This is a genomic window from Bradyrhizobium sp. 17 (assembly GCF_023073515.1).
GTDB classification, from domain to species: domain Bacteria; phylum Pseudomonadota; class Alphaproteobacteria; order Rhizobiales; family Xanthobacteraceae; genus Bradyrhizobium; species Bradyrhizobium canariense_D.
In genome coordinates this window covers 1-1364 of the sequence record NZ_JADPJQ010000055.1, presented here as the reverse complement: position 1 = coordinate 1364, position 1364 = coordinate 1, and the positions used below count along the sequence as shown (strand labels likewise).

Annotated in this window: 1 protein-coding gene; it reads left to right on the top strand. The window is 66.9% G+C overall.

Annotated features, from left to right (window positions below; all coding sequences use genetic code 11):
• Nucleotides 1-1364: ATP-grasp domain-containing protein (locus IVB13_RS09375; protein ID WP_247488556.1), on the top strand; the 1364-nt coding region annotated here is incomplete at both ends.

Here is a 1364-nt window from a genome sequence, read left to right as displayed (position 1 = left end):
GGCATCGTCTTCATCGGCCCCAACCCGGGCGCGATCGCGGCGATGGGCGACAAGATCGAATCCAAAAGGGCTGCCGCCAAGGCAAAAGTCTCGACCGTGCCCGGCTATCTCGGCGTCATCGAGGACGCCACGCACGCGGTCAAGATCGCCGACGAGATCGGCTATCCCGTGATGATCAAGGCCTCCGCTGGCGGCGGCGGCAAGGGCATGCGCATCGCGCATTCGACCTCCGAGGTCGCCGAGGGGTTCAACCTCGCCAAGGCGGAGGCCAAGGCCTCGTTCGGCGACGACCGGGTCTTCATCGAGAAGTTCATCGTCGATCCCCGCCATATCGAGATCCAGCTGCTCGGCGACAAGCACGGCAACGTGATCTATCTCGGCGAGCGCGAATGCTCGATCCAGCGCCGCAACCAGAAGGTCATCGAGGAAGCGCCGTCGCCGCTGCTCGACGAAGCCACCCGCCGCAAGATGGGCGAGCAGGCGGTCGCACTCGCCAAGGCGGTGAATTACGACTCCGCCGGCACCGTCGAATTCGTCGCGGGGCAGGACAAGAGCTTCTACTTCCTGGAGATGAACACGCGCCTCCAGGTCGAGCATCCTGTCACCGAGCTGGTCACCGGCGTCGACCTCGTCGAGCAGATGCTCCGCGTCGCCGCCGGCGAGAAGCTCGCCATTGCGCAGAAGGACGTCACGCTGACCGGCTGGGCAGTGGAGTCGCGCCTCTACGCGGAGGACCCGTTCCGCAACTTCCTGCCCTCGATCGGGCGCCTGGTGAAATACCGTCCGCCGGCGGAAGCGAGCCAGGACGGCATCACCGTGCGCAACGACACCGGCGTGCAGGAGGGCGGCGAGATCTCGATCCATTACGATCCGATGATCGCCAAGCTCGTCACCCACGCGCCGTCGCGCGCCGCCGCGATCGAGGCGCAGGCCACTGCGCTGGACTCGTTCTATGTGGACGGTATTCGCCACAACATCCCGTTCCTGTCGGCGCTGATGCATCATCCGCGCTGGCGCGAAGGCCGGCTCTCCACCGGCTTCATCGCCGAGGAATTCCCCAAGGGCTTTGCCGTGCGCGTGCCGGAAGGCGAGGTCGCACGGCGGCTCGCTGCGGTCGGCGCCGCCATCGATCACGTGCTCGGCGAGCGCAAGCGGCAGATCTCGGGGCAGATGGGCGGCCGCATCGTGCAGCGCGAGCGTCGCCGTGCGGTCTGGCTCGACCGCCAGGAGATCCTGCTGGAGATCGCGCGCGAGGGCGAGGCGGTCGCGGTGCGTTTCGTCAATGCTGACGGCAAGACCGGCAATGCGCATCTGTTGCAGTCGCCGTGGAAGCCGGGCGATCCTGTCTGGCAGGGCACCATCGA